The sequence below is a fragment of the Streptomyces sp. NRRL WC-3549 genome (assembly GCF_000721935.1).
GTDB lineage: Bacteria > Actinomycetota > Actinomycetes > Streptomycetales > Streptomycetaceae > Streptomyces.
On sequence record NZ_KL585387.1, the window covers coordinates 10905 to 18948 of the forward strand.

General features: G+C 69.8%; 7 protein-coding genes and 1 riboswitch. Of the genes, 5 read left to right on the plus strand and 2 right to left on the minus strand.

Features of this window, described 5'->3' with window-relative positions; all coding sequences use genetic code 11:
- The coding region (locus IH13_RS0105295) for a trehalose-6-phosphate synthase (RefSeq protein ID WP_031081425.1) at positions 1–759 on the minus strand (759 nt) is incomplete at its 3' end.
- A 62-nt stretch (positions 760–821) separates the two neighbouring features.
- A complete protein-coding gene (locus IH13_RS0105300) occupies positions 822–1772 on the minus strand; it encodes a glucosyl-3-phosphoglycerate synthase (protein WP_031081427.1) in 951 nt (316 codons plus the stop codon).
- 154 nt (positions 1773–1926) lie between these two features.
- A riboswitch (SAM riboswitch) is annotated at positions 1927–2054 on the plus strand.
- Between the two features lie 18 nt (positions 2055–2072).
- Between IH13_RS0105300 and thrC the strand changes: the two genes are divergently transcribed.
- The 5 genes from thrC to IH13_RS36785 form a co-directional block, all read left to right on the plus strand.
- Complete coding sequence (gene thrC / locus IH13_RS0105305; protein ID WP_082317518.1) at positions 2073–3371, plus strand: threonine synthase; 1299 nt, start codon at positions 2073–2075, stop codon at positions 3369–3371.
- Between the two features lie 27 nt (positions 3372–3398).
- Entirely contained in the window at positions 3399–3674 is a 276-nt protein-coding gene (locus IH13_RS0105310; protein ID WP_031081430.1) for a MoaD/ThiS family protein, read from the plus strand.
- A gap of 414 nt (positions 3675–4088) precedes the next feature.
- Complete coding sequence (locus IH13_RS0105315; protein ID WP_003967346.1) at positions 4089–4295, plus strand: cold-shock protein; 207 nt, start codon at positions 4089–4091, stop codon at positions 4293–4295.
- 430 nt (positions 4296–4725) lie between these two features.
- Positions 4726–6348, plus strand: a complete 1623-nt coding sequence (gene groL / locus IH13_RS0105320; RefSeq protein ID WP_031081433.1) for a chaperonin GroEL — start codon at positions 4726–4728, stop codon at positions 6346–6348.
- A gap of 456 nt (positions 6349–6804) precedes the next feature.
- The coding region (locus tag IH13_RS36785) for a cellulase N-terminal Ig-like domain-containing protein (RefSeq protein ID WP_031081435.1) at positions 6805–8044 on the plus strand (1240 nt) is incomplete at its 3' end.

An 8044-nucleotide genomic window follows, 5' to 3' on the forward strand; every position in this document is an offset into this window, starting at 1 on the left:
GGCCCCCATCCGCTCGTCCACGTCCGCCTCGTGGGAGCGGCGGCGCAGGAAGTCCGCGTCGGCGCCGAGCCCGTGCACGCCGATGCGGGTGCGGCCGGTGCCGCCCAGGACCTCCGTGCAGCAGCCGATGAAGGCGTCCGCCCAGCGGCGGGTCAGGAACGCGGCCCGGTCGGCGCCCAGGATGCCGCGCAGCACCTGTTCGCCGATGTCGTCGGGGAGCAGCCGGAAGTAGTCGACGGGCGCCCACGGGGTGTGCGAGAAGTGCCCGATGCGCACGTCGGGGCGGAGCTCGCGCAGCATGCCGGGGACCAGCGTCAGGTGGTAGTCCTGCACCAGGACCGCCGAGTCCGGGTCGGCCTCCTCGGCGAGCGCCTCGGCGAAGGCCCGGTTGTACGCCTCGTAGGAGGCCCACTGCCGGCGGAACTCCGCGTCGAAGACGGGCTCGACGGGTGTCTGGTAGAGCATGTGGTGGACGAACCAGAGCACCGAGTTGGCGATGCCGTTGTACGCGTCGGCGTGCACGGCGGCGTCGACGTCGAGCATCCGGACGCCGGGCTCGGACACCCCGCGCCGCACGGCCTCGCGGTCACCGTCGCTCAGGGCGGCGCAGACCCACACCTTGTCCTCGACGGCGCTCAGCCCGGAGACGAGCCCGCCCCCGCCCCGTTTCGAGTCGAGCGAGCCGTCCTCCCGCAGGGTGTACGACACCGGGCCGCGGTTGGACGCGACGAGGACCTTGGGGGAGTGCTCGTTGACCATGTACCCGAACCTAGCCCGAAGCGCCGGTGGCCAAACGTGACACCGGCCGCGCGTCCGGAACCCTATGCCGCGTGGCGGGAGGCGTACTCCGCGATCCGCGCCATCGGCGGCCGTTCCTCGGTGTCCACCGGGTAGGTGTGCGGTTCGAAGCCGTGCTCGCCCCGCTCGAACTGGGTGATCTCGGGCCGCACCAGGTGCCCCCGGGACAGCCGCAGCTGCGCCGTGCGGTAGATGGTCGCGGCCATGCGGCCCAGGGCGTGCCCGTCCTGGTGGCGGTGTCTGCGTACGCCGACGTCGACCTGGCCGAGGGCGTCCAGGCCGACGGTGTGCAGGGCGTCCACGAGGAGGGCCAGTTCCACTCCGTAACCGACGGGGAAGGGGAGCTGTTCGAGCAGGGAGCGGCGTACCGCGTACTCGCCGCCCAGCGGCTGGACGAAGCCGGACAGCTGGGGCCAGTGCAGATTGAGCAGCGGGCGGGCCACCAGCTCGGTGACCCGGCCGCCCTGACCGGCCCGGTCGCCCAGTGGCCGGTCGTACATGGCCTTGACGAACTGCACCGTCGGGTCGGTCAGCAGCGGGCCGACGGTCCCGGAGACGAAGTCGGCCGAGAAGTCCCTGAGGTCGGCGTCGATGAAGCAGACGATCTCGCCACTGGTCACCAGGAGTGACCGCCAGAGCACCTCGCCCTTGCCGGGGAGGGCGGGTATCCGGGGCAGGATCGTGTCCCGGTGGACGACGCGGGCGCCCGCCTCCCGGGCGACCCGGGCGGTGGCGTCGGTGGATCCGGAGTCGATGACCACCAGTTCGTCGACGAGGCGGACCTTCTCCATCAGCTCGCGGCGGATCTCCGCGACGATCGCCCCGACCGTCGCCTCCTCGTTCAGCGCCGGCAGCACGACGCTCACACCCGCGCCGTGCGGGTCCTTCGCCCTGGCCGCCGTGAGGCGGTCGAGCGGGCGGTCGGCGGCCGACCAGGAACGCCTGGTCAGCCAGCGTTCGACCTCTTCCAGCACGGTCGGTACTCCCTGCCTGTGATCCATCTCGCGGTTCGGACGACTCTCTCCGTCGTCCGGGGCTTCGGTTACAGTCTTGAACAACGCGGAAGGCCCTCGCATGGCGGGGTCGGTCCGCGAATAAACGCCCGGATCCATGGATCCGGTGCCACAGCGCTCATCCAGAGGGACAGAGGGAACGGCCCGTTGAAGTCCCGGCAACCCTCCCGCCGACCGCGAGGTCACGGTGGGGAAGGTGCCAATTCCGTCTTACGGCGAAATACGTCGTGAGGAAGATGAGGAGAAAGGGCCTCCGCCATCATGGCTGTGCAGACAGTTGCAGCGAACGACAATGCCTCCACCGTGGACCTCGGTCCCGCCGCGGCGCTTTCCTGCCGCGAATGCGGTGAGCGTTTCCCGCTCGGTCCCATTTTCGCCTGCGTGTCCTGTTTCGGGCCACTGGAAGTGGCCTACGACCTGCCGAGCGGTTCCCCCGAGGAGCTGAAGAAGCGCATCGCGGAGGGCCCGGACAACATCTGGCGCTACGCGCCGCTGCTGCCCGTCCCGTCCGACGTGGCGGACAAGCCCAACATCAACCCCGGTTTCACCAAGCTGGTCAAGGCCGACAACCTCGCCCGCGAACTGGGCGTCACCGGCGGTCTGTACGTCAAGGACGACTCCGGCAACCCGACGCACTCCTTCAAGGACCGTGTCGTCGCCATCGCCGTCGAGGCCGCCCGCGCCTTCGGGTTCACCACGCTCTCCTGCTCCTCGACCGGCAACCTCGCCGGTGCGGTGGGCGCCGCCGCGGCCCGCGCCGGCTTCCGCTCCTGCGTCTTCATCCCGCACGACCTGGAGCAGGGCAAGGTCGTCATGGCCGCGGTGTACGGCGGCGAACTGGTCGGCATCGAGGGCAACTACGACGACGTCAACCGCTTCTGCTCGGAGCTCATCGGCGACCCGCTCGGCGAGGGCTGGGGCTTCGTCAACGTCAACCTCCGGCCGTACTACGGCGAGGGCTCCAAGACCCTGGCGTACGAGATCTGCGAGCAGCTCGGCTGGCGGCTGCCCGACCAGATCGTCATCCCGATCGCGTCCGGCTCGCAGCTCACGAAGATCGACAAGGGCCTCCAGGAGCTGATCAGGCTCGGCCTGGTCGAGGACCGCCCGTACAAGATCTTCGGCGCCCAGGCCGAGGGCTGCTCCCCGGTCTCCGCCGCCTTCAAGGCGGGTCACGACGTGGTGCGGCCGCAGAAGCCGAACACCATCGCCAAGTCCCTGGCGATCGGCAACCCGGCCGACGGCCCGTACGTCCTGGACATCGCCCGGCGCACCGGCGGCGCGGTGGAGGACGTGAACGACGAGCAGGTCGTGGACGCGATCAAACTGCTGGCCCGCACCGAGGGCATCTTCGCGGAGACCGCCGGCGGGGTGACGGTCGGTGTGACGAAGAAGCTGATCGACGCGGGTCTGCTCGACCCGTCGCTGACCACCGTCGTCCTGAACACCGGGGACGGGCTGAAGACGCTCGACGCGGTCGCCCCGACCACGGGCCTGTCTGCGACGATCCGGCCCAGCCTGGACGCGTTCCGCGACGCGGGCCTCGCCGCCGCCAACTGACCACCCGAGTACGAGGAAGGAACCCACATGAGCGTCAAGGTCCGTATCCCCACCATCCTGCGCACCTACACGGGCGGCCGGTCCGAGGTCCCGGCGGAGGGCTCCGTGCTCTCCGAGGTCATCGCGTCCCTGGAGAAGGACCACCCGGGCATCGCGGGCCGCGTCCTGGACGACGAGGGCAAGCTGCGCCGCTTCGTGAACGTGTACGTCAACGACGACGACGTGCGCTTTGAGGACGGCCTGCGGACCGCCACCCCGGACGGCGCCGGCATCTCGATCATCCCGGCCGTCGCCGGAGGCTGACCGCCCCGCGAACCCTTCGTGACTGCCCCCTCCGCGAGAGAAGCGGAGGGGGCAATTCTGCATGGTTGAGCGGGGTACAGTTGGGGAAGTCCCCTCCGCTGCTCGTGCCGCCCGCATATGAGAATGCGCCCGGTCACGACAAGATGCAGCCAAAGTACGTGCACGCCTTGCGGCATAAGTGGCCTTTGTCTGGCCCGACTTGACCGGGAATCTCCCCCAATTTCTTGATCCGGGCGTTCGGCCGCGCTCAGAATTCTCGTCCGATTGACCTGTTGCAGAGGGCAGTTGGGCAGATACATTCAGCGGCGGTCGACGCGTTCCGACGTACGCAACCCCCTCCTTTCGGGGGGTGAGTTCTGACCCGGGTCCGCGAAGCGCGGGCTCGTGCAAGGGCCAGTAATAGGGGAGTTAGGCATGGCTCAGGGCACCGTCAAGTGGTTCAACGCGGAGAAGGGGTACGGCTTCATCGCGGTCGACGGTGGTGCGGATGTTTTCGTCCACTACAGCGCGATCCAGATGGACGGGTACCGCACCCTCGAAGAGGGTCAGCGAGTTGAGTTCGAGATCTCGCAGGGCCAGAAGGGGCCCCAGGCGGACATGGTCAAGCTCGCCGTCGGCTGAGCTCGGCGCGGTCGGTCGACGACACTACTCACGCGCGTAGGGCCCGTACCCCCGTAGAAGGGGTACGGGCCCTACGCGCGTGCGTGCGCGCCCGCGTCCCGTCCTGCGGCCGTCGCCCTGTCCTGCGGCCGTCGCTCCCTCCTGCGACGTCGTCCCGTCCTGCGGTCGTCCCCGGGCGGGGGAACGCCCGCCTCCGCCCGTCGTCCGACTACGCCCCTCCAGCGAGCCTTCTCGGAAGGCGCTTGCACTCGGGGGGGTCGAGTGCTAATCATTGGCGTTAGCACTCTCCGGGTGAGAGTGACAGAATTTGGATCGGGCCGGTGAGGCCCGCAGGTCCGGTGGGGCAAGGAACCACCGGGCACGCAGGCCGTCCGTCGCGGGCGCCTCCCGGTCCGGAGCAATCCACCCCTGTCCGGGAGGACCACTTCACATGGCCAAGATCATCGCGTTCGACGAGGAGGCACGGCGCGGTCTCGAGCGCGGGATGAACCAGCTCGCCGACGCCGTCAAGGTCACCCTCGGCCCGAAGGGCCGTAACGTCGTCCTCGAGAAGAAGTGGGGCGCGCCCACGATCACCAACGATGGTGTTTCCATCGCCAAGGAGATCGAGCTCGAGGACCCGTACGAGAAGATCGGTGCGGAGCTGGTCAAGGAGGTCGCCAAGAAGACGGACGACGTCGCCGGCGACGGTACGACCACCGCCACCGTTCTCGCCCAGGCGCTCGTCCGCGAGGGCCTGCGCAACGTCGCCGCCGGTGCGAACCCGATGGCTCTGAAGCGTGGCATCGAGAAGGCCGTCGAGGCCGTCTCCGCCGCCCTGCTGGAGCAGGCGAAGGACGTGGAGACCAAGGAGCAGATCGCTTCGACGGCCTCCATCTCCGCGGCCGACACCGAGATCGGCGCCAAGATCGCCGAGGCGATGGACAAGGTCGGCAAGGAAGGCGTCATCACCGTCGAGGAGTCCCAGACCTTCGGTCTGGAGCTGGAGCTCACCGAGGGTATGCGCTTCGACAAGGGCTACATCTCGGCGTACTTCGCCACCGACATGGAGCGTATGGAGACGTCGTTCGACGACCCGTACATCCTGATCGTCAACTCCAAGATCAGCAACGTGAAGGACCTCCTTCCGCTGCTGGAGAAGGTCATGCAGTCGGGCAAGCCGCTGCTGATCATCGCGGAGGACGTCGAGGGCGAGGCCCTGTCGACCCTGGTCGTCAACAAGATCCGTGGCACCTTCAAGTCCGTCGCCGTCAAGGCTCCGGGCTTCGGTGACCGCCGCAAGGCCATGCTCGGTGACATCGCCATCCTCACCGGTGGCACCGTCATCTCCGAGGAGGTCGGTCTCAAGCTGGAGAACGCCGGCCTGGACCTGCTCGGCAGCGCCCGCAAGGTCGTCATCACCAAGGACGAGACCACGATCGTCGACGGAGCGGGTGACAGCGAGCAGGTCGCCGGCCGCGTCAACCAGATCCGTGCCGAGATCGAGAACTCCGACTCGGACTACGACCGCGAGAAGCTCCAGGAGCGCCTCGCGAAGCTGGCCGGCGGCGTGGCCGTCATCAAGGCCGGCGCCGCGACCGAGGTGGAGCTCAAGGAGCGCAAGCACCGCATCGAGGACGCGGTGCGCAACGCCAAGGCCGCCGTCGAGGAGGGCATCGTCGCCGGTGGTGGCGTGGCTCTGCTCCAGGCCTCGGCCGTCTTCGAGAAGCTCGACCTCACGGGCGACGAGGCGACCGGCGCCAACGCCGTGAAGCTCGCGCTGGAGGCCCCGCTCAAGCAGATCGCCGTCAACGGTGGCCTGGAGGGTGGCGTCATCGTCGAGAAGGTGCGCAACCTGCCGATCGGTCACGGCCTCAACGCCGCGTCCGGCGAGTACGTGGACATGATCGCCGAGGGCATCATCGACCCGGCGAAGGTCACGCGCTCCGCCCTGCAGAACGCCGCGTCCATCGCCGCGCTGTTCCTCACCACCGAGGCCGTCATCGCCGACAAGCCGGAGAAGGCCGCCGCGGCCGCTCCGGGCGGCATGCCGGGCGGTGACATGGACTTCTGATCCTCCGGGATCAGCTGTTCCAGGCAGTACCTGTTCGACGCCGGCCCCCGGGACCAGATCCCGGGGGCCGGCGTCGTGCCGTGCGACGGGCCGGGTCGGCGTGTCCGTGGGCCTGCGCGGGCGGGACCCGGCGGACGGGCCTGCGCGGGCGGGACCCGGCGGACGGGACCGGGTGGACGGGCCCGCGCGAGCGGGGCCGCGCGTCCGGTAGTTCTGTCATGACCCTGGCGTAACACGCACCACCGGGCCCACAATGGCAGCGGCCCGTGGAAGCGCTCCCATCGCGCCGTGCCCTGCCTGGCGCAGCATACTGGGAGCGCTCCCATGTGGTGTCACCCGTACCTCCCTCTCCGTACGTCCGGACGAAAGGTTTCCTCGGTGAACGCCCTACCACCCCCTGCCCGGTCCGCACCCGCCCGCCCACGGTCCCCCCGGTACGGGCGGCGCGTGCTCGGGATGTCGGCCGCCGCCCTGCTGTGCGCGGGGGCCGTGGCCGTACCCGGTACCGCCCTGGCCGATGACGCGGAGCCAGGTCCCGAGCAGATCGTCAACGGCGACTTCGCCGCCGGTACCGCCCCCTGGTGGTGGACGCCGAACACCTCGGCGGCCGTGTCCGAGGGCCGGCTGTGCGTGGAGGTGCCCGCCGGTACGGCCGAGGTCTGGGACGCCATCGTCGGGCAGAACGACGTACCGATCGTCGCGGGCGAGAGCTACGAGCTGTCGTACACGGCGAGTTCGACCGTGCCCCTGACCGTGCAGACCCGGGTCCAGGAGGCCGCCGAGCCGTACACCACCGTGCTCGCCACCGCCGACCCGGTGGGTACGGAGGACACCCGCGTCACCCGGACCTTCACGGCCTCGGTGGACCAGCCGGCGGCGTCGGTGCAGTTGCAGATCGGCGGCGGGGAGCGGGCGACGTCCTTCTGCCTGGACGACGTGTCGCTGCGGGGCGGGGCCGAGCCTCCCGTGTACGTACCGGACACCGGTGCGCCGGTCCGCGTCAACCAGGTCGGGTACCTTCCCCAGGGCCCCAAGGGCGGCACGGTCGTCACCGAAGCGGACGCTCCGCTGAGCTGGACGGTGAAGGCCGAGGACGGTTCGACGGCCGCCACCGGCAGAACTGTCCCGCGGGGGGAGGACCCCAGCTCGCGGCAGCGGGTCCACACCTTCGACTTCGGCGACCTCACCACGGCGGGCGACGGTTACACCGTGGAGGTCGACGGGGAGGTGAGCGAGCCGTTCTCGATCCGCGGGGACCTGTACGACTCGCTGCGCTCCGACGCGCTGGCGTACTTCTACCACAACCGCAGCGGCATCGAGATCGACGCGGACCTGGTCGGTGAGGAGTACGCGCGCCCGGCCGGCCACATCGGTGTGGCGCCCAACAAGGGGGACACGGACGTGCCCTGCCAACCGGGGGTCTGCGACTACCGGCTGGACGTGTCGGGCGGTTGGTACGACGCGGGTGACCACGGCAAGTACGTGGTCAACGGCGGCATCTCGGTGGCCCAGCTGATGGCCACCTACGAGCGGACGCTGACCGCCGACGACGCGGAGTCGGCCGAGCTCGGCGACGGCGCGCTGCGGGTGCCCGAGCGCGGCAACGGGACGCCGGACATCCTGGACGAGGCGCGCTGGGAGATGGACTTCCTGATCAGGATGCAGGTCCCGGCGGGCGAGCCGCTGGCGGGGATGG